Here is a 20,171-nt window from a genome sequence, read left to right on the forward strand (position 1 = left end):
CGGTTTTGCCGGAGTATACCTACAATGCGATACGCAAAATCAACAGCAAAGTTTGTTTAATGTGTCCTATCGAGGGTGGTGTTGCTTGTTATCCGTAATATGCAGTCGCTGCGAATTGCGGGTTTTATCCCGGTTTTATTGGGTTTTCTGGCTGTCTACACGGCAAAAAGCAGGTCGTCGGAAAAGCGCTTTTCAAGTGATACGGTTTTTTGTCTTTGTGAATGTAAAAGCGATGTGATACAAAATAAGTCAATATTTGCATCGCTTTCGAAGGAAGCTGCCATGACCTGCTACAGCCTTGATGGCCTGACCCCGGTGGTTGACCCGAGCGCCTACGTGCATCCGTCCGCCGTGTTGATCGGTGACGTGATCATCGGCCCCCACTGCTATGTAGGGCCGCTGGCCAGCCTGCGCGGTGATTTCGGGCGGATCGTGCTGGAGGAGGGCGCCAACATTCAGGACACCTGCGTGATGCACGGCTTTCCCGACAGCGACACCGTGGTCGAACGCAACGGCCATATCGGCCACGGCGCCGTGCTGCACGGGTGCCGGATCGGCGCCGACGCGCTGGTGGGGATGAATGCCGTGGTGATGGATAACGCACGCATCGGCCCGCGGTCTTTCGTGTCGGCGGCAGCGTTCGTCAAGGCCGGGTTCGAATGCCCGGAGCAGTCGCTGGTGATGGGCGCGCCGGCCAGTGTCAAGCGCACCCTCAGCGATCAGGAAGTGGCGTGGAAACAGGCGGGTACTCGTGAGTATCAAGAGCTGGCCAAGCGTTGCCTCACGCAGATGCAGGTTTGCGAGCCGTTGAGCGAGCCTGAATCGGATCGGCCGCGGATCAGCGACAGCAGCCATCGACCGAAAGGCAACACGAACCCCTTGTAGGAGCAAAGCTTGCTCGCGATGGTGTGTCAGCTGCATTGCTATCGACTGACACGACGCCATCGCAAGCAAGCTTTGCTCCTACAGGGGGCTGTGCTTCGGTATATTCCTTTTCTTTTTTTTAGCCCGGTACGCCCATGTCGTCCCTGACACCCTTGAACCATCTGATTACACGCTTTCAAGAGCAGACGCCGATCCGCGCCAGTTCCTTGATCATCACCCTGTACGGTGATGCCATCGAACCCCATGGCGGGACCGTCTGGCTGGGCAGCCTGATCCAGTTGCTCGAACCGATCGGCATCAACGAGCGGCTGATCCGCACCTCGATTTTCCGCCTGACCAAGGAAGGCTGGCTGACTGCCGAGAAGGTCGGTCGTCGCAGTTACTACAGCCTGACCGGCACCGGTCGCCGGCGTTTCGACAAGGCGTTCAAGCGGGTCTACAGCACCAGCATGCCGGCCTGGGATGGTTCCTGGTGCCTGGTGATGTTGTCGCAACTGACCCAGGACAAGCGCAAACAAGTGCGCGAAGAGCTGGAATGGCAAGGTTTTGGTGCGATTTCGCCGGTGGTGCTGGCCTGTCCGCGCAGCGACCGCACCGATGTCAACGCGACGCTGCTCGACCTCGGTGCCCAGGAAGAAACCATCGTCTTCGAAACCACGGCCCAGGACGTACTGGCCTCCAAGGCCCTGCGCCTGCAGGTGCGCGAGAGCTGGAACATCGAGGAACTGGCGACCCACTACAGCGAGTTCATCCAACTGTTCCGCCCGCTCTGGCAAGCACTGCGCGAGCAGGAAAACCTGCAGCCGGCTGACTGCTTCCTGGCGCGGATCCTGCTTATTCACGAATACCGCAAACTGCTGCTGCGCGACCCGCAACTGCCGGACGAGTTGTTGCCCGGCGACTGGGAAGGGCGGGCAGCCCGACAGTTGTGCCGCAACATTTACCGCTTGATCTACGCCAAGGCCGAGGAATGGCTGAACAGTGCACTGGAAACCGCCGACGGACCGTTGCCGGATGTGGGCGAGAGTTTTTATCGACGCTTTGGCGGGTTGAAATAACCCGTCGACGGTAGGGAGAGTCGCTGTTCAGGAGAACCTGTTGATTGACGTAGACAATAAAAATAAGCCTGCGTGAGGCCTGACATGATTTCTACAACCGCACAGCGCCAGGATGGGTTCGATCAGTGGATCCACCAGATCAACCAGATCTGTGGCGCCTTCAACGCCCAACCCCTGGGCACCGGCTTTGCCGGGCAGATTCGTGAATACCGCAGCGATGCCCTCAAGCTCAGCTTCGTCGATGCCTGCCAGGCGCGGCTGTATCGCACGCCGCAGGAAGTCGCGGCGGGCGAGGGGGGCAAGTATTTTGCCGTGTTCCAGCTCGATGGCACCGCGGGCATGGCCCAGGGCGACGACAGGGTCCTGTTGTCCGCCGGGGACATCACGTTGATCGATGCTGCGCGGCCCAGCGACTTCACCTACAGCGAAAACTCCCGGCAGTTGTCGCTGATCCTGCCGTATCAACTGGTCGAGCAGACCCTGCGCTTCAACCAGGTCAAGTGCGGCCACCGGATTGCCGCGACATCGCCCATTGCCATGCTCTCGCACCGCTTGATCCTCGATGCCACGCGCCAGCAGAACCTCAGCCGTCAGGAAAGCGAAGCGACCCTGGAGGCGATTGTCAGCCTGCTGCGCCCGGCCATCAGCCAAAGCGACGATTGCACGGATCTGCACGAGCGCACCTTCCGCAAGACCCTGAGCGTCATCGATCAGCACATCCGCAGCGAAGAACTGTGCCCGGAATGGCTGGCGCGGGAAGTCGGCATGTCGACCCGTGGCCTGTACCGGATGTTCGCCAAGAAAGGCCTGGTGGTGGCGCGCTACATCAAGAACCGCCGGCTGGACCTGTGCGCCGAGTCCTTGCGTCAATCGGGCAAGGAACAGAAGTTGTCGGTGCTGGGGTATTCGTGGGGTTTTTCCGATTCGAGCTACTTTTCCACGGCGTTCAAAACCCGTTTCGGCATTGCGCCGGGCGAGTATCGCAAGCGGCATGCCTGATCGCTTGTCTGAACACCAAATGACCCTGTGGGAGCTGGCTTGCCAGCGATGGCGGTGTGTCAGATGGCAAAGATGTTGACTGACACTCCGTCATCGCGGGCAAGCCCGCTCCCACAGGTTTTTGTGCATTGCCTGGTTATTTTGGAGAATTGAGGTTCAACGTCGGCGTTTCATCGAAGAAGTTCCACGGCTTCAACAGCACATGCACCCACTCGGTCGGCATGATCGGCCATTCCTCGGCCCGGGCGATGTGGGTGGTGCCGGTGGTCAGCCAGACCACGTCGTCGGTGTTCTCGATGGAATGGTTGTCCTGGGTGAATTGTCCCAGCCCCGAGTCTTTGTCCGAGCGGTTCGGGTACTTGCCTTCCGGGTACTTCTCTTCCGGGTTGTACTGCGTCACCCACAGCTGCTTGTCCATGAAGCTCAGGCGGTGGTACAGCCATTCGTCCGTGCCGAAGTTGGCGCCCTTGGCCACCGGGTGCGTGCCACCGGCATAGGGAATCAACTGGTAGGACACCGGGTTGCCGACCTTGTTTTCCTTGCCGGGGTTGCTCAGCAGGCGCACGGTCGAGGGGTCGAATTTCTGCGCGGCCTGCTGCTCGGTGCTGACCACGCGGGTTTCGGTCTGCATGGTGCTGGTGCGCGGCCCGCCACGGTCGTTGGGCAGCACCACCGGGTTTACTTCCACCAGCGAGTTGCTTTCGCCGTCCACGTCCATGTCGAGGCGGAAGTTGTAGATGTGCTGGTGCGTGGTGCCGACGATGTTGTGGTCGAGCAGGGTGCCGTAGCGCGTGTCTTCCTTGGCGGTTTCTTCGTGCATGGTTTTCGATTTCACGCCCTTGACCGCTTCAATGCCGGTGGCGCCGGCGTCGATGCCGATGGTGCCGTTCTGCTGGAAGACCCAGTCGAAGATGTAGTCATAGTTGCCGACGGTGCTGATCCAGCGCACTACCAGTTCACGCCGCTCGGTGCTGAGGTTGGGCTGGCCCATTTCCTGGTGTTTGTATTCCGGGCCGGCATAGCGCTCGAACACCGCCATGGCGCGCGGAATCGACGTTGGTGCGCCGGTGTAGTCGGCGATGGTGGCGTCCAGCAGCACGGCGTTTTCCGGGGCGTCTTTGCCACGGGCGATCGGCGAGGTCAGGGTACCCATGCCGTAGTCGCCGGAATCCAGGTAGGCCTTGAAGTACCAGCCCACATCCGGGTCGCCGTAAGGCACGATCATCCCGCCCAGGGAGCCTTCGTACATGATCTTGCGCTTCTTGCCCTTGTCGTCATAGGTGACGGTCGACAGGATCGGGCCGACCCGCGAATCGAGGCGAACGTGGAAGTCCCAGTTCTGCCAGTGAATGCTGTTGCCGGTGATGGTGTAGTTCTTGCCTTCGGGCTCGATGATTTCCAGCGGCTTGACCGCCACGCCCTTGCGCCCGCGGCCGTCGTAGGGCGTCGGCTTCATCGGTACCGGAACGAGCGCTTCGTCTTCGATCTTGATGAGTTTTTTCTGCTCCAGATCGACAATCGCCACCAGGCCCTCGATCGGGTGCGCCCAATAGTTGCCGTCATCCACATTCAGGTAGCTGACGATCTTCAGCAGGCGCTTGTCCTGGGCCAGGCCGTCCTTGCCGTCGAAGTAACCGACGGTCAGCGGCGTGGCGACGACCTTCTTCACATCGTTGATGCCGCGCTTGGCCAAGGCTTGCGCGTATTCGGGGCTGGTCTCGACAGCGGTTTGCACCGTGGCGAAATCATCCAGCAGTACCATGCCGTGGGCGCCTTCGATCGGCTTCCAGGATTGCAGCGCCTTGCTGTCGAGATCCACCAGCGCTTCGATCACATGCTTGCCGTCCAGCACCACGATATTGGCCTGGCGCGGCTGGGTCACGTTTTGCCCGGTGTAGACGAAGTTCCACACCTGATCCTTCGGTGGTTCCTTGACCGATACTTCGGTGAAGCGGAAACCTGGCTTGTAGTGTTCCGATTTCTTGACGATGTCCACCGCCGTGGTGATTTCGTCCGCCGTCAGGGGGTTGAGCGGGTTAGGACGGGTCTCGACGACGAAGGTCGTGTCCAGGCCGGACTGGAAGACCTGGTTGATGAAGTCCTTGGACATGAACGCCGTCTTGCCCTTGAACACCACCGGCACCGTCAGCTCCATGCGCTTGCCGTTGAGCATGGCCACTTTGCTGTCCGGCTTTACCTTGAGGTAGACCCCGTCCTTGGCAATGGTGAACAGGTTCGAGTAGTCGTCCCATTTGACGCTGGCACCAAACTCCTCGAGGCCCGCTTGCAAAGGAACCATTTCGGCATGACCGCCGTGGGCCTGGGCATTGCCCATGCACAACGGCAGGCCGAGGGCGCTCAGGGAGATGGCCAGGGCGAGCCGGGCAAACGGTGATCTTTTGGGCGATGCTTTGGCGCTGGACATGTGTGCATTCCTGGGGGAAAAGCCGGTGACTGGCATGCTTGCACTTTGCTACAGCCAGTCGACGCCTGCATTTGGATTCCTGCCAGATTGCTTTGACTGCCTGCCTGAATCAATTTTCCCCATTGGATCCGGATTGGCAAGCGGCCTTTTATTTACGCATCGCCACATACGACTTGCGCAGGTCGCTGGCCCAGCCGTCGAGCACGCCCTTGACGTCTGCAGTGGTGATGACCTGCTTGTCGTTTTCCAGCGATGCTCCCGTACCCTTGCGCACCACTTTGGCGACAAGGGTCCTGGTCCCGCCATCGACAAATGCGACCTCGGTGGCAATCTCACTGTCCTGGTCACGGATCCCGGTGGCTGTGCTGACGCCCGCTGCAACCAGGGTGATCGGTAGCCATTCGTAAAAGCGCAGGCCCTGGGTGCTGGCCGTCACTCGGGTGATTGCCGGCCGCACGATCAGGGTTTTGGGGCCCGGGGTGGTGACCACGGTCAAGACCTTGCCCAGTTCGTGCTTGAGCGCCGCATCGTAGTACCAGGTCGTGTCGTCAAGCGTGGTCTGTGGCAGGCGCTCGCTGGGGGCGGGCTGCGGGTAGTACCGGCTCGGTTCGATGTAAACCTGCGTGTAGCGGTCGAGCTCAAGGGTCGGGTTCACCCAGCTCAGTACCGGCTCACCTGAGGGTGACTGGTGCTCCGTCAAGGCGCTGTAGTCTTTCAGAAAGCCTGAATAGGTGTCCGATGATGCGACTTTTTTGTTGCTGCACGCCGAGAGGACGAGGGTTGCAACGGCCAATAGCGGTAGCGAGAAGCGCTTTCTCATCAAGGTGTTCCTGGTTGGAGGGTGGAGCCTGGAAGGTCTTCCGAGCATTCGATCCGCAGATCGCCATGGGCCATGATCCATTGGGTGAACTCGGCGATCGGCACGCGGTGGATGTATTCCACCCAGGTGCCGGTGGTCGGGCTGTATTGCTCGAAATAGCGGCGCAGCACGACATGGGTCCGATCGTCGGTCAGTCCCAGGCACGACTGCTGGAATAGAATCGGCTCATCCTGCGCTGGCGCACTGGTGCGCTGGTTCAGGATCACCGAATGAGTGCTATCGGTTGTCTCGGTCGCGTAGGCGATGTTCGAACCCTGCATGGAAGACCTCATGAATTGGAATTCGCGCAGGGTGCCGCAGGTCGGTTGCGACCGTATGTCCGATTGATGTCAGGCGGGCAGGAATGTTGCTGGATTGAAATATATGACCCTGGCGCCGGAATGGTTTTAGATACGCTCTTTTTTTGGCCGTGGATCCCCTTAACGTGAGCAGACTGCTGATCGTCGACGACGATGTGGAAATCCTGTCCCTGCTGAAGCAGTTTTTTGTTCAGCATGCCTACGAGGTGGACCTGGCCACCCATGGTGAGGCCATGTGGGCGATGATCGAAAAAAACCGCCCGGACATCATCATCCTTGACCTGATGCTACCCGGCGAAGGTGGCCTGAGCCTTTGCCAGAAGCTACGGGCGCAGACGGATATTGCGATCGTCATGTTGACCGCGATGGGTGAATTGAGCGACCGCATTGTCGGCCTGGAACTGGGCGCCGACGATTACCTGACAAAGCCTTTCGACCCCCGGGAACTGCTCGCCAGGCTGCGTGCGGTGCAGCGTCGCGCCGGCGAGAAAAGCCCGGGGCACGAGCCCACGCGTCCGGTCATCACCTTCGCTGACTGGCACCTGGACATCACCTGTCGCGAATTGCGTTCGCCCGAGGGTGTGATGATTCCGTTGTCCGCCGGCGAGTTCGATCTGCTGCGGGTGTTTCTCGAGCATCCACAGCGCATTCTCACCCGCGAACAGCTGATCGACCTGGCGCGTGGCCAGGGCCACGATGCCTATGACCGCAGCATCGATGTGCAGGTCAGTCGACTGCGACGCAAGATCGAGCCGGACAGCAAGCGCCCGGATCTCATTCGTACCGTGCGTAACGGCGGGTACATGTTCTGCGCCAAGGTGACCCGCTCGTGATCCGTCGCATGGTCGCTCGAATAGTCCCGCGCGATACCCTCAGGTCGCGGATTGCGCTGACCATCGTCGCGGCGATGCTCGCTTCGCTGGTGCTCAATGGATTGTTCGTGCAGCTTGCTGGCACCTGGGGCCGTCCGCCCATTGAGCGCACCGGCCTGCTGGAGCAAATCGCCGCGAATGTCCTGGTGATCGAGGCGGCGCCTGTGCCGTTGCGCCCGTCATTGGCCGCCGCCGCGAGCCAGCCGACGCTTGAGGTGGTCTGGCACGGCAATCGGGCCGACTTCCATCTGCCCCCGGGCGGTACGCAGGTGGGGGCCGAACATTCGCCGCTGCAGCAATTGCTGGGTGATGTTCCCCGTGACATTCAAGTCTTCAACCCCAGCGACTGGCCGGTTGAAAGCCCCCAGGCGCACTACGTGGCACTCGTTGAATTACGCGATGGCAGCTGGCTGTCGTTCACGCCACCGGAGCGCAGCTGGGGGCTCGATTCAAGCGTGCGGATCGCGATCGTCATCGCCCTCGGGCTGGTGGCCACCCTGCTGGTTGCCTGGATTGCCACGCGGCAACTGGCCAGCCCGCTGCAACGTTTTGCCAGCGCCGCGCGGCGCTTTGGTGATGACTTGCGCGCGCCGCCGATCAAGATCGAAGGCCCCGATGAGATACGCCAGGCGATCATCGCCTTCAACACCATGCAGGCCCAGATCCGGCACTTTCTCAGCGAGCGCACGCAGATGCTCGCGGCCATCTCCCACGACTTGCGCGCGCCCCTGACACGGATGCGTCTGCGCAGCGAATTCATGGAAGACCTGGAGCAGCAGCGCAAAATGGTGCGCGACATCGAAGAAATGCAAACGATGATCAACGCGGCGCTGGGGTTTTTCCGTGATGAAAGCCACGGGGAGCACGCCACGGCATTCGACCTTTCGGAATTGCTGCAAACGATCGTCGACGATTTTCGCGACCAGGACATCGACGTCCACTTCACAGGTCCCGCTCACCTGGTGTACGACGGCCGCCCGCTCGGGATCAAGCGCGTGATCGTCAACCTGCTGGAAAACGCCGTGAAGTATGGCCGCAAGCCAGGTATCGAGTTGAAGGGGGAAGGGCAAAGGGTCTGTATCGAAGTCAGTGACGAGGGCCCCGGCATCCCCGAATCCGCCCTCGAGCAGGTGTTCGATCCCTTCTACCGCCTGGAGACCTCACGCAACCGTGACACCGGTGGTGTGGGGCTGGGACTGTCCGCCGCGCGGGCGATCGTTCGTGAGCAGGGTGGCGAACTGACCCTGCGCAATCGCGACGGTGCAGGGCTGGTGGCGCGTGTGGAACTGCCCGGTACTCGCGGCGCCAAAGGCTAACGAGCGTTAGCCTTTGGCCGCTCGGCCGCAAACCGTTGCCTTGGGTTAATAGGAAGCATTACTATTCACGCCCTCGTCTCCACAGCACACCGCAATGACCCCCAAGCTGCCCCGCAGACACGGCTTTTTCGAGCACTACGAAGAGTTGGTTGGCACCTGGACCCGTCGCCTGAGAAACCGTCAGCAGGCCGAGGACCTGGCCCACGACACCTTCGTGCGGGTGCTCGAGTCGGATTCGGCGACGGTGCAGCAACCGCGAGCCTATCTGCACCAGACCGCGCGCAACATCGCGGTGGACGGTTATCGACGTGAGGATCGGCGGGGCGCCATGGAGTCGGAGGCGATCGATGAAAGTGCGTCGTCATCCGGCGACCCGGAGCATTACATGCAAGCGATCCAGTTGGCTGATTCCATCGAACGGGCGCTCACCGAACTGCCGGTCAACTGCCGCAAGGTGTTTGTCTGGCAGAAAATCGAAGGCCTGACCCAGGCGGAAATCGCCGAACGCCTGGGACTGTCCAAGAACATGGTGGAAAAGTATATGATCCGCACGCTGCGGCATCTGCGCGACCGCCTGGATGGGTTGCAGTCATGATGCGTGCAATCACCTGTAGGAGCTGCCGCAGGCTGCGATCTTTTGATCTTGCCTTTAAAAGCCAAAGTCAAAAGATCGCAGCCTGCGGCAGCTCCTACACCATGATGCGGTGTGAATTATCATCCCCAGCCAAACAGGAACTTCCATGATGGATACTCGTGATTGTGCGTGCGGGCAAACAACGGTTCGCGATGAAGCGGCGCGGTGGTTTGTGCGTTTGCAGGAACCCGCCGTCGATGTCGACGCGCAACGCCAATTCGAAAGCTGGCTGGACGAACACCCTCAACACCGCAGCGAATTCCAATTGCTCCAGGGCCTGTGGACAGCTGCCGACCTGGTGCCGGCGGCGCGTTTGCGGGCGTTGTGCGAAGAAGCGCCGTCGCGCAGAAAACGTCGACCGATGTTGCGTTATGCGGTGGCTGCCAGTGTGTTGGCGGTGGCAGTCGGCTTGGGCCTGTTCAACAGTCTGAAGCAACCGTCGCCTTACACGGCGGAGTTTTTCACAGCCCTGGGCGAGCGTCGCCAGGTGGCCTTGCCCGATGGTTCGGTGGTCGATCTGGACAGCCGCAGCCGGATTCAGGTGCGCTTCGAGAAGAATCGTCGCGCCATTGAGCTGAGCGAAGGCGAGGCGATGTTCAGCGTCCAGCATGACAGCAATCGGCCGTTTGTGGTCGAAGCCGGAAGTGGCAAGGTCACGGTCACCGGTACCCGCTTCGATGTGCGCCGGGGCAGCACCGAAACCCGGGTCGTGGTGGAGCAGGGCACGGTCAAGGTGCAAGGGCGCTCGGCGGCCGACAATGATTTCGTCAGCCTCACCGCAGGGCTGGGCACCCAGGTCGATGCCCAGGGCAAGGTCGCGGCTGCCTACGCGGTCAACCCCGCTGAACTCACGGCCTGGCGCAACGGCAAGCTGGTGTTCAACAACGCCAGCCTGGCCGATGTCGCCGAGCAGGTTTCGCGTTATCGGGACAAGCCACTCAAGGTCGGCAACGCCGCGGTGGGCAATCTGCGCCTGACCAGCGTGTTCAAGTCCGACAACACCGACGCGTTGCTCAAGGCCTTGCCGAGTATCCTTCCGGTGGCCGTGCGCACGCTCGATGACGGCAGCCAGGAAATAATTTCAAAATAAAATTCAGGTTTTTTTCGAGTTCATCGTCTTCCTGTTCAACTGCAACTGGTTTGCATTAACAAGCGCACACTCTTGCGATCTTCAGGACTACGTTCGACGTGAAAAAAACCACCGCTAAAAACAACAATTCCCCTTGGTTGCCGCTGGCCCTTGCACTGGCGGTCAACCTGGCGCTGCCCCAGGCATTCGCTGCCGATGCTATTCACATCCCGGCGCAACCTTTGGGGCAGGCCCTGAGCCAGTTGGGCCAGCAGACTTCGCTGCAGGTTTTTTTCAGTCCTGAACTGGTGGCCGGCAAACAGGCCCCTGCGGTGGATGGCAATATCTCGCCGGAAGAAGCGCTGCGCCAGTTGTTGCAAGGCAGCGGCCTGCAATACCAGATCGATGAAGGCTCGGTGACCCTGCTGCCGGCCCCGGCCTCTGCGGAAAACGGCCCGCTGGAGCTGGGCATGACCGACATCAAGGTGGTGGGCGACTGGCTCGGTGATGCCGATGCCGCGGTGGTGCAGAACCACCCCGGCGCCCGTACCGTGATTCACCGCGAGGCCATGGTCGAGCAAGGCGCGATGAACGTCGGCGACGTCTTGAAGCGCGTGCCGGGTGTGCAGGTGCAAGAGGCCAACGGTACCGGTGGTAGTGATATCTCGCTGAACGTCGGCGTTCGTGGGCTGACCTCGCGCCTGTCGCCACGCTCGACCGTATTGATCGATGGCGTGCCGGCGGCCTTCGCCCCCTATGGCCAGCCGCAGCTGTCCATGGCGCCGATTTCCTCCGGTAACCTCGACAGCATCGACGTGGTACGTGGCGCCGGCTCCGTGCGTTATGGGCCACAGAACGTCGGCGGGGTGATCAACTTCGTGACCCGGGCGATCCCGGAACAAGCCTCGGCTGAAATCGGCAGCACGCTGGAAACCTCCCAGCACGGTGGCTGGAAGCACATCGATACGCTGTTCGCCGGCGGCACCGCCGACAACGGCATGGGCGTGGCGCTGTTGTATTCCGGGGTGAACGGCAACGGTTATCGCAAAAGTAACAATGGCAATGACATCGACGACGTGATCCTCAAGACTCACTGGGCGCCGACCGATGTGGACGATTTCAGCCTCAACTTTCACTACTACGACGCCAGCGCCGACATGCCCGGTGGCCTGACCCAGGCCCAGTACGACGCCGATCCGTTCCAGTCCGACCGTGACAACGACAACTTCAGCGGCCGCCGCAAGGACGTGTCGTTCAAGTGGATTCGGCAACTCGATGACCGCACCCAGGCCGAAGTGCTGACCTACTACTCCGACAGTTTCCGTGGCAGCAACATCGCCGCTCGCGACCAGAAGACCCTGGGCTCGTTTCCGCGCACCTACTACACCTATGGCATCGAACCGCGTGTGTCCCACGTGTTCGACGTCGGTCAGACGACCCAGGAAGTCAGCGTCGGTTATCGCTACCTGAAAGAAGGCATGCACGAGCAAGCGAGCCGTCTGGGGCTCAACAGCAGCAACGAACCTGTGGTGACCAAGACGTCGGACGGTCATGTGTACCAGGACCGTACCGGTGGTACCGAAGCCCACGCGGTGTATGTCGACAACAAAATCGATGTCGGCAACTGGACCATCACCCCGGGTGTGCGTTTCGAACATATCCAGACCGAGTGGCATGACCGCCCGGTGCTCGACACCGCGGGCAAGCCGGTGCAGGAAAAACGCCGCAGCATCGAGAGTAACGAGCCGCTGCCGGCGCTGAGCGTGATGTATCACATGTCCGATGCCTGGAAACTGTTCGCCAACTACGAAACCTCGTTCGGCTCCCTGCAATATTTCCAGCTCGGCCAGGGTGGCGTGGGTGACGAAACGGCCAACGGCCTTGAGCCGGAAAAAGCCAAGACCTACGAGATCGGCACGCGCTACAACGATGAAGTGTGGGGCGGTGAAGTGACGCTGTTCTATATCGACTTCGATAAAGAGCTGCAATACATCAGCAACGATGCGGGCTGGACCAACCTCGGCGCCACCACGCACCGCGGTATCGAGGCTTCGGTGCACTACGACATGGCGGCGCTGGACCCGCGCCTCGCCGGCCTGACCGCGAACGCCGGCTACACCTACACCCGTGCGGTGTATGAAGGTGAGATTCCGGACTTCAAGGGGCGGGACCTGCCGTTCTACTCGCGCCAGGTGGCGACCGCCGGCCTGCGCTACGACATCAATCGCTGGACCTACAACCTGGATGCCTTCGCCCAGTCCAAGCAACGCTCCCCGGGCGTGGCGGTGAACGCCGACGGCAGCTTCAGCAACAACTACATCACCGAAGGCACGGCGGATGGGCAGTACGGCGACATTCCGGGCTACGTCACCTGGAACGTGCGCGCCGGCTATGATTTCGGTCCGCAGGTGTCGAACCTGAAGCTCGGGGCCGGGGTGAAAAACATCTTCGACAAGCAGTACTTCACCCGCTCCAGCGACAACAACGCGGGCATGTACGTCGGTACGCCGCGCACGTTCTTCGTGCAGGCCAGCGTCGGGTTCTGATCGACCGGGGTGAGTTCATTCGCGAGCAGGCTCGCTCCCACAGGTTGGTCGGCATAGCACACAACTATCATGCTCACCGAGGATCCCTGTGGGAGCGAGCCTGCTCGCGAAGCTTTTAAACCTTCAACACTTTCCCGCCAATCGCCACCGCCAGCAGCAACAGCGCCATCAACCCGAAGGCAAAACTCAAACTGGCGGCATGGGCGACAAATCCGATCACCGCAGGCCCTGCGAGTATCCCCGCGTAACCCAGGGTGGTGATGGCCGGCACGGCGATGCTTTCCGGCATCACGGTCTGCTTGCCCACTGCGGTGTACAGCACCGGCACAATGTTCGAGCATCCGGCGCCCAACAGTGCATAGCCCACCAGCGACGCTTCCCAGCTTGGGGCGAAGGTGGCCAGGAACAGGCCGGCCGCAGCCGTCACCCCACCAAAGACAATCACCCGGGTCGCGCCCAGGCGACGCACGATAGAATCACCGGTCAACCGACCCACCGTCATGGTCAGGGCAAAGGCCGCGTAACCCAGCCCGGCATAGGCCTTGTCGATGCCGCGTTCCTGGGCCAGGAACACCGCGCTCCAGTCCAGGGCGGCACCTTCGGCGAGGAACACGATGAAACACATTCCGCCGATGAACAGCACGATGCCGTGGGGAACAGCGAACGCCGGCCCCGAGCTTTCGCTGCCATAGGGCAGCATGTGCGGGGCAGCCTTGAGCAGTGCGACCAGCAGCAACACAATGACCACCAGCATCGCCCCCAGCGGAGAAAACCCCAGGCCGAGCAGTGCACTGACGCCCGCCGCGCCGACGATTCCGCCCAGGCTGAACAACCCGTGGAACCCCGACATCATGTTTTTGCCGCTGGCGCGTTCGACGATCACCGCTTGCAGGTTCACCGTCGAATCCACGGTGCCGAGGCCCGCGCCGAACATGAACAATGCACCGATCAAGGCCGGAATCGACGATACCGTGGCCAGCAGCGGCAGGGCCGCACAGATCAGCAAGGTGCCACCGGCGGCCACCTTGCGGCAACCGAAGCGCGTGGCCAGGATACCAGCCATGGGCATCGCCAGTATCGAGCCCACGCCCAGGCACAACAGCAACAAACCCAGGGTGCCTTCATCCAGCCCGGCCCGAGCCTTGGCATAGGGCACCAGCGGCGCCCATGCGGCGATGCCGAACCCGGCGATGAAAAAGGCGATGCGCGTGGACATCTGTTCCAGGCGCCCTGGCACGAATGAGGTCTGAGTGTTGAGGTTTGTCATATCAATCCTTGGAAAAAACGTCGCGTCTGCAAGGGACAGTGATCTGGCCCCGAGGGTTCGTTCAGCGTCCGCGATCTGGCACGCCCACAGGCTGACATCCTTGCACAGCCCGAGCGTGTTTCGCGATATGTTGTGCCAGAACCAGATGTCCAACAGGGAGAGCGCCATGGCGCGGATGTACGATGCACGGGGCAATATCTACAAGGTGGTGGCGCCTGAGGCGCTGCGCCAGCAGGGCATCGACGTGCCCGATCAGGCCGACCGCGCCGCACAAGCCCGCGATGCCTGGGCGCCGGCGGCCATCGAAGCGTGCTGTGCCTGGGCACCCGGCACGCAACCGCCGGGCAGCAAGGAACATTGCAGTGATGGTTTGCTGGTCGGGCCCTTTCAGTCATCGCCGCCCTTTGACCTGTTGATCGTCAACACCGATGGCACCCTGGCCGAGCGCAGCGGCAATGGGCTGACGATTTTTTCCCAGGCGTTGAGCGATCAGGGACTATTTGCGAGCGACGAAGCCTGTGTACTCCGGGTGCATCACGACAAATCCGACACTCCCTCACCGGGGCAGACGTCGGTGAAAGCCGCGCAAGTCGAGGGTATGCAGGGTTTCTGGCTCGACCTGGGCCAACCTGGCTTCGGGCCGTCGGCGGTCAGTGCCGTTGGCGTGGAAGCTGTCCAGTTGAACGGCCGTGAGCTCAGCCACGTGCGACAACTGTCGGCCATCAATGGTGCCTGGTCGCGCAGTCAGTTCGCCCGGGTCGGCAATCCGCATTGCGTGACGCTGGTGGACAGTGTTGAGGCTTTGCCAAGCAATGAGCAGATGCGGCAATCGCCATTGGCCGAGGATCTGACGCGGATCGCCTATGCGATGCCTGCAGGTGCAGGTAAACCCTGTCCGGCAGGAATTAATCTGCAATGGGCGATGCGTGAGTCCGAAGGTCATGTCATCGCGCGGGTGTTCGAACGCGGCGAAGGTCCGACGGCGTCCTCGGGGACGAGTGCGTCGGCGGTGGCGTGTGCGGCGTGGCGGGTAGGTTGGGTGAGTGCCGGCGAGGTGAAGGTGACGATGCCCGGTGGCACGGCGCCGATTTTGCTGGAAGAAGAACAAGGGGAACTGAGCCGGGTCAGCCTGTTCGGTACGGCTCGGTCGATGGGTTGATTGTTGAATCGCTATCGCGGGCAAGCCCGCTCCCACAGTGATCGGCGATGTTTACAAAACTTTTGTACACATCCGAACCTGTGGGAGCGGGCTTGCCCGCGATGGGGCCGACCCAGTCAATGCAAAACTCAGCTCAGATCAGCGAACTCCACCACCGGCATCGTCCGCTTCATCAACACCTTCCCACCGCGTACCGAATACAGCGGCAAGCCCTGGCTGCGGATCACCTCGTAATCGTTTTCCGCCGAGAGGATCAACAGGTTCGCCGGCCGTCCGGGTTCAAGCCCGTAGCGCTCACCCAATGCCAGGGCCTTGGCGCTGTTGACGGTGACCAGGTCGAGTGCGTTTTGCAGGTTGCGATAACCGAGCATGTGGCAGATATGCAGGCCAGCTTCGAGTACCCGCAGAATGTTGCCGTTGCCCAGCGGGTACCAGGGGTCGACGATCGAGTCCTGGCCGAAACACACGTTCATGCCGGCTTCCAGTAGTTCGTTGACCCGGGTCACGCCCCGTCGTTTCGGAAAGTTGTCGAAGCGCCCTTGCAGGTGAATGCTTTCGGTGGGGCAGGAGACAAAGCTGATCCCGGCGTGCCCGAGCAGGCGAAATAGCTTGGCGCAGTAGGCGTTGTCGTACGAGCCCATGGCCGTGGTATGGCTGGCGGTAACGCGCGAGCCCATGTCGCGGCTACGGGCTTCTTCGGCCAACACCTCCAGGAAGCGTGATTGCGGGTCGTCGGTTTCATCGCAATGTACGTCTACCAGGCAACCGGTGCGTTCGGCCAGGTCCATGAGGTATTTCACCGAGCTGACGCCCTGGTCGCGGGTGTACTCGAAATGCGGAATGCCACCCACCACATCGGCCCCCATACGGATCGCTTCCTCCATCAGCTCGCGGCCATTGCGGTAGGACTCGATGCCTTCCTGGGGGAATGCGACGATCTGCATGTCGACCAGATGCCGGCTTTCTTCGCGCACCTCGAGCATGGCCTTGAGCGCGGTGAGCTGCGGGTCGGTGACGTCGACATGGGTGCGCACGTGCTGGATGCCATGGGCGGCGAGGGCCCGCAGGGTTTTCCTGGCGCGCACCCTGGTGTCTTCTTCGGTGATGGTGACCTTGCGCTCACCCCAGCATTCGATGCCTTCGAACAGCGTGCCGCTCATGTTCCAGCGCGGCTCGCCAGCGGTCAGGGTGGCATCGAGGTGGATGTGCGGCTCGACGAAGGGCGGCACCACCAGGTTGCCACCGGCGTCCAGATCGTCGGGGCCCAGGGTCGGCGCTTCGGTCTGCCGGGCGATGTTGCTGATCAGGCCGTTTTCAAGGTGCAGCTCATGCAGGCCTTCCTGGTTGCGCAGCCGGGCGTTGATGATGTGCATCAGGAGAGTCCTTCAAGATTCTTGTGGGCATTGCCTTTACGTTAGCTCGGCAGTGGCAATCCCCGCCAGCGGAGTTGATCGCCACAGGCGAAAATGCAGGATTGGATTTCGTCAGGAAGACGGGTGCTGCTGCAAAAAGCGCATCAGCGCAGCGACGATGGCTTCGGGAGCATCCTCCTGCACCAGGTGCCCGGCGTTGGCGACGGGGAGAAACTGCGCCCCTGGAATCATCTGCTGCAAGGCCCGCCCACGTTCGATGGGAATCCACTGGTCGTCCTCTCCCCAGAGAATCTGCACCGGGCAGCGAATCGTCGGGTACAGCCCCTCGGCTTCGCGGGTGTAGCGCTCGTCCATTTGTGCGATCTGCCGATAGAACGCCGCTTGCCCAGGATCGCCCAGCCACGGTTGCACGTACGGTGCGAGTTCGTCGTCCGGGATGTCCCGCTTGATCGCCCCGCGAATATAAGCTGCCACGACGGCCTGCTGGATGTAATCCGGCAGACCGCTGAACGCGGCTTCGTGCTGACGTACATGCTGCACGAACGGCGAACCCCAGGGCGTCAGCGCCACCGGATCGATCAGTGTCAGGCTGCGGTAATCCTTGCCGTTGAGCAAATGGCTGCGCAGGGCGGTCGCCCCGCCAAAGTCGTGGGCCACTACATCCGGGCGATCCAGGCCCCAGTGTTCCAGCAATTGGGCCAACAGCTGGTTTTGCACGCCCAGGGAGACGTCGCCATCGACCTTTTCCGATTGCCCGTAGCCCAGCAAGTCGAAATAGTGCACCCGGTGCGTGGTGATGAAGTGCGGCGCAATCCTGTGCCAGACAAAGGAAGAGAAGGGCGTGCCATGCACAAATACCAGCGGCGGTCCATCGCCGCGCACGGCGTAGCGAATGCTATGCCCATTGAAGCGATAGCTTTGAGCCAGCGGCCAGTCAGTCATTTGCGTGTCCTCTTGGCGGATGCGAGGGCAAAAGCATAGGCATAAAAAAACCACCGGTCTCGGTGGTTTTTTTGATCGATTGGCTCACTCGCCGCGATAGATGCACCCGCTGGTGCAGGTCTCGTGAATGCGGATGGCGCTCAGTTCCGGCAGCAGCGGCTTGAGTTCAGCCCAGATGAATTTGGCCAGCACTTCACTGGTCGGATTCTCCAGGCCAGGAATATCGTTCAGGTAGTTGTGGTCCAGGCGCTCATACAGCGGCTTGAAGATCGCCTTGATTTCCGAGAAGTCACGAATCCAGCCCGTATGCGGATCGAGGTCGCCACTGAGGTGAATCGCCACTTTGAACGAGTGACCGTGCAGGCGGCCGCACTTGTGGCCGTCCGGGACGTGGGGCAGGCGGTGGGCGGATTCGAAGGTAAATTCTTTGAAGATTTCCACAGTGGTTTCAGCTCTGTTCAGGTGGCGATCGCCGCAGCGATGTGGGCAGGAGGCGAGTTTAACAGCTTGTCCTGACTAAAGGGTCAGCAAGCGTTCGGCAAGACGACCGTTGGCCGTCAGTTCGAGAAACTCGTCGCCCAGGCGGCGGCTTTCATCCATCGTCGTGCGCCAGTATTTCTGGCGGCTCGGGGCGTCGCCCATGAAGCGCTTGAAGTCATTCCGATCTGGCAATTTGCCATAGGGCAGGCGCGCCAGGTACTCCTTCGATGGTGCCAGCAGCACGACATCCTGCAAGCGCGCAGGGCAGGCGCGGCGCCACGGCAGGGTCTTGTCGAACCAGCCGGGAATCACCCGGTCGGTGAAGTGCGGATACAGCACGATGTCGTTGCCGCTGTAGGGCAGGTCCAAGTGATAGTCCAGCAGGCCGCCATCGCGGAACGTGCCCGCGCCAGCGCCGGGCAGGTCGTGCACGCCTTCCATCACCATCGGGATCGAGCCCGAGGCCAGCAGGGCCTGGCGTAGATTGGATGAGTCCAGCGCGACGAAGCGCGACGGGAAGTCGGTCAGCGCGTTGACCGGCGGTGCCAGGCGCGGGTCGTGGATGATCAATCGCTCGAAGTGCCGGGACAGGCGAGCACGCCCGCGCAGGTTGTCAGCGATCACCGCCGACAAGCCCAATCCCAGGCGGCCCCGATGGTCTTGCGCGAGCAAACCGTGGCTTTTGACCACCATGATGTTCAAACGGTAGTGGGGGTTGTCGAGCAGGGCCGCGTCATGGCCATCGAGCAAATCATCAAGCATGCGCCGCGAGCTTTGGCTGATCTGCGCCATGGTCACGCCTTTGGCGAAGTTCTGTTCGGTATAGAGGTGGCCGAGGCGTCGCAGACCTTCGGCGGCATCCGGCAGGCAGGCGCTGGCAAAACGCCAGGAGCCCACCGAGGCGCCGATCAACGAGCGTTCGCGCGGCGCCGCTGGCAGCCATTCGCCGAATAGTGCCAGGTCCAACCCCTGAATTCCCAAGGCTTTGGGGCCGCCAGCGGCACCGGGTAGCGTGCCGACATCGGCGGCGCTCAAGCCACGCTCGCGAATGCGTGCCAGCGCGCGGGCGCCGGCCTTGAGGGTCAGGGAGGGGAACTTGACATGGATAGCGGTCATACCGATCTCGAATGCGGGCGAACGGACGGATTATAAGCGTGTGGGTGACGCAATTTCCGTGATGCCGTGCCCGCCTTTGGTTGATGACCGCTTTAATAGACGGTTTATTGGCGTGAAGTGACCTTGTCCGACGAGGCCACCGTACCGCTGCCGCAATTGATATACGAAGAGGATTTCAGCCAGCGTTGGTCCGGATAGTAGGAAAACAGCAGCTGCCCATCCTTCATCGAGTCAATCAGGCGGTGGGCGATGGCCGGCCTGACCGCCGGGCAGCCGAGGCTCCTGCCGATCCGGCCGTTGGCGCGCGCCAGCACCGGGCTGACATAGGGCGCGCCGTGTATGACAATGGCTCGGTCGAAGGCGTTATCGTTGAAACCAGGTTCCAGGCCTTCCATGCGCAAGGAATAGCCGTTCTGGCCGACATAACTCTGTTGGGTACGGTACAGGCCCAGGCTGGTGGCGAAGCTTTCATTCTGGTTGGAAAACTGGGTCGCCATGTTTTCGCCGCTGTTGCGGCCATGGGCGACCAGTTCGTGGAACAGCAGCTTGCGTTTTTTCAGGTCGAATACCCACAGGCGCTGTTCGGTCGAAGGCAGGGAATAATCGATCACTGCTAGTCTCTGTGCCGGAGCCGCGCCTTGGGTACGGGTACACTGTGTGGCGCGAACCGCCAGGGCAATGACCTTGGCATTGGCGTTTGGGGCCGCTTTGGCCAGCGCGACTTCGAGCGAATCGGCGTAGGCTGATGGAAGGAAAGCCGACGTCAGCAACAGGGCTGTCAGTGAGCCAAAGCGAAGTAGCGCCATAAAAATGTCTCATCAGGAATATGTCGAGTCTAGCAGCGAGTTGAA

The 20,171-nt window shown here is 61.3% G+C and carries 18 protein-coding genes; 9 read left to right on the forward strand and 9 right to left on the reverse strand.

Annotated elements, in window-relative coordinates:
• Positions 1 to 282: 282 nt before the first annotated feature.
• From paaY to feaR, 3 genes are all read left to right on the forward strand, one after another.
• Positions 283 to 885, forward strand: a complete 603-nt coding sequence (gene paaY / locus PMI35_RS25615) for a phenylacetic acid degradation protein PaaY (protein ID WP_008056263.1) — start codon at positions 283 to 285, stop codon at positions 883 to 885.
• A 134-nt stretch (positions 886 to 1,019) separates the two neighbouring features.
• Positions 1,020 to 1,943 carry a phenylacetic acid degradation operon negative regulatory protein PaaX gene (gene paaX / locus PMI35_RS25610; RefSeq protein ID WP_008056265.1) on the forward strand — a complete coding sequence of 308 codons (924 nt, stop codon included), beginning with the start codon at positions 1,020 to 1,022 and terminating at the stop codon, positions 1,941 to 1,943.
• An 84-nt stretch (positions 1,944 to 2,027) separates the two neighbouring features.
• Positions 2,028 to 2,942, forward strand: a complete 915-nt coding sequence (gene feaR / locus PMI35_RS25605) for a transcriptional regulator FeaR (RefSeq protein ID WP_008056270.1) — start codon at positions 2,028 to 2,030, stop codon at positions 2,940 to 2,942.
• 136 nt (positions 2,943 to 3,078) lie between these two features.
• Here the strand turns inward: feaR and tynA are convergent, their stop codons facing one another.
• The 3 genes from tynA to PMI35_RS25590 all read right to left on the reverse strand — a co-directional run bounded on the left by tynA (position 3,079) and on the right by PMI35_RS25590 (position 6,507).
• Positions 3,079 to 5,367: a primary-amine oxidase gene (gene tynA / locus PMI35_RS25600; protein WP_008056272.1), complete on the reverse strand. Its 2,289-nt coding sequence runs from the start codon at positions 5,365 to 5,367 to the stop codon at positions 3,079 to 3,081.
• Between the two features lie 148 nt (positions 5,368 to 5,515).
• Positions 5,516 to 6,187, reverse strand: coding sequence for a DUF3313 domain-containing protein (locus PMI35_RS25595; RefSeq protein WP_008056274.1), 672 nt, complete (start codon positions 6,185 to 6,187; stop codon positions 5,516 to 5,518).
• Positions 6,187 to 6,507, reverse strand: coding sequence for a hypothetical protein (locus PMI35_RS25590; RefSeq protein WP_008056276.1), 321 nt, complete (start codon positions 6,505 to 6,507; stop codon positions 6,187 to 6,189). The genes PMI35_RS25595 and PMI35_RS25590 overlap by 1 nt, the downstream gene beginning before the upstream one ends.
• 164 nt (positions 6,508 to 6,671) lie before the next feature.
• On the opposite strand from PMI35_RS25590, the gene PMI35_RS25585 reads away from it, so the two are divergent.
• From PMI35_RS25585 to PMI35_RS25565, 5 genes are all read left to right on the forward strand, one after another.
• A complete protein-coding gene (locus tag PMI35_RS25585; RefSeq protein ID WP_008056278.1) occupies positions 6,672 to 7,379 on the forward strand; it encodes a response regulator in 708 nt (235 codons plus the stop codon).
• Between the two features lie 8 nt (positions 7,380 to 7,387).
• Entirely contained in the window at positions 7,388 to 8,734 is a 1,347-nt protein-coding gene (locus PMI35_RS25580) for an ATP-binding protein (RefSeq protein ID WP_008056280.1), read from the forward strand.
• 94 nt (positions 8,735 to 8,828) lie between these two features.
• Positions 8,829 to 9,329, forward strand: a complete 501-nt coding sequence (locus PMI35_RS25575) for a sigma-70 family RNA polymerase sigma factor (protein WP_008056282.1) — start codon at positions 8,829 to 8,831, stop codon at positions 9,327 to 9,329.
• Positions 9,330 to 9,474: 145 nt separating this feature from the next.
• Positions 9,475 to 10,458, forward strand: a complete 984-nt coding sequence (locus PMI35_RS25570; RefSeq protein WP_008056284.1) for a FecR family protein — start codon at positions 9,475 to 9,477, stop codon at positions 10,456 to 10,458.
• Between the two features lie 98 nt (positions 10,459 to 10,556).
• Entirely contained in the window at positions 10,557 to 12,983 is a 2,427-nt protein-coding gene (locus tag PMI35_RS25565) for a TonB-dependent siderophore receptor (RefSeq protein WP_008056285.1), read from the forward strand.
• A gap of 115 nt (positions 12,984 to 13,098) precedes the next feature.
• Here the strand turns inward: PMI35_RS25565 and PMI35_RS25560 are convergent, their stop codons facing one another.
• Positions 13,099 to 14,250 carry an MFS transporter gene (locus PMI35_RS25560; RefSeq protein ID WP_008056286.1) on the reverse strand — a complete coding sequence of 384 codons (1,152 nt, stop codon included), beginning with the start codon at positions 14,248 to 14,250 and terminating at the stop codon, positions 13,099 to 13,101.
• Between the two features lie 166 nt (positions 14,251 to 14,416).
• Here PMI35_RS25560 and PMI35_RS25555 point away from each other — a divergent pair, with 166 nt between their 5' ends.
• Positions 14,417 to 15,409: a diaminopimelate epimerase gene (locus tag PMI35_RS25555; protein WP_008056287.1), complete on the forward strand. Its 993-nt coding sequence runs from the start codon at positions 14,417 to 14,419 to the stop codon at positions 15,407 to 15,409.
• Positions 15,410 to 15,537: 128 nt separating this feature from the next.
• Here PMI35_RS25555 and codA read toward each other — a convergent pair whose 3' ends face one another.
• The 5 genes from codA to PMI35_RS25530 all read right to left on the reverse strand — a co-directional run bounded on the left by codA (position 15,538) and on the right by PMI35_RS25530 (position 20,126).
• Positions 15,538 to 16,782, reverse strand: coding sequence for a cytosine deaminase (codA, locus tag PMI35_RS25550; RefSeq protein ID WP_008056288.1), 1,245 nt, complete (start codon positions 16,780 to 16,782; stop codon positions 15,538 to 15,540).
• Between the two features lie 111 nt (positions 16,783 to 16,893).
• Entirely contained in the window at positions 16,894 to 17,724 is an 831-nt protein-coding gene (locus PMI35_RS25545) for an alpha/beta fold hydrolase (protein ID WP_008056289.1), read from the reverse strand.
• An 84-nt stretch (positions 17,725 to 17,808) separates the two neighbouring features.
• The gene (gene queD / locus PMI35_RS25540; RefSeq protein ID WP_008056290.1) at positions 17,809 to 18,165 is read right to left on the reverse strand and encodes a 6-carboxytetrahydropterin synthase QueD; all 357 of its coding nucleotides are present in this window, start codon (positions 18,163 to 18,165) and stop codon (positions 17,809 to 17,811) included.
• A 75-nt stretch (positions 18,166 to 18,240) separates the two neighbouring features.
• The gene (locus PMI35_RS25535; protein WP_008056291.1) at positions 18,241 to 19,320 is read right to left on the reverse strand and encodes a hypothetical protein; all 1,080 of its coding nucleotides are present in this window, start codon (positions 19,318 to 19,320) and stop codon (positions 18,241 to 18,243) included.
• A gap of 104 nt (positions 19,321 to 19,424) precedes the next feature.
• On the reverse strand, positions 19,425 to 20,126 hold the full coding sequence (locus PMI35_RS25530; RefSeq protein WP_008056298.1) for a murein L,D-transpeptidase catalytic domain family protein: 702 nt from the start codon (positions 20,124 to 20,126) through the stop codon (positions 19,425 to 19,427).
• Positions 20,127 to 20,171: the final 45 nt, after the last annotated feature.

Origin of the sequence: Pseudomonas sp. GM78 (genome assembly GCF_000282475.1) — a bacterium.
Classification (GTDB): Bacteria; Pseudomonadota; Gammaproteobacteria; order Pseudomonadales; family Pseudomonadaceae; genus Aquipseudomonas.